The organism is Pseudomonas sp. IT-P4, from assembly GCF_949767755.1.
In the GTDB taxonomy this organism is placed as follows: domain Bacteria; phylum Pseudomonadota; class Gammaproteobacteria; order Pseudomonadales; family Pseudomonadaceae; genus Aquipseudomonas; species Aquipseudomonas monachiensis.
Genome location: NZ_CATKPX010000007.1, coordinates 1 through 239 on the forward strand (window position 1 = coordinate 1; position 239 = coordinate 239).

Consider the following 239-nt stretch of genomic DNA (forward strand, 5'->3'; position numbering starts at 1 on the left):
CCGGACAGGCGTTTGAAGCCGCTGATTACCCCGTGCAAGCTGCGCAGCGGCTTGACTTCGGACGGTTCGAAGATCAGCGACGAGACCTTTTCCGGCAGTGCGTGCAGGCTGAAGCTGGCGGGTTGGCCAAGCATGAGCTCGGCGTCGATGTCGAGCTGGCTGGAGGTGAACTCGATGTAGTAGCTGAAGGGTTGGCTGAGGTGTTCTTCGCCGTGGAAGGCCAGGACGTCGAGGGGGGC

Annotated in this window: 1 pseudogene; it reads right to left on the bottom strand. The window is 62.3% G+C overall.

From position 1 onward, the window contains the following. A pseudogene (locus ACM6IT_RS00040) lies at window positions 1-239 on the bottom strand (type VI secretion system tip protein VgrG); the annotation flags it as partial.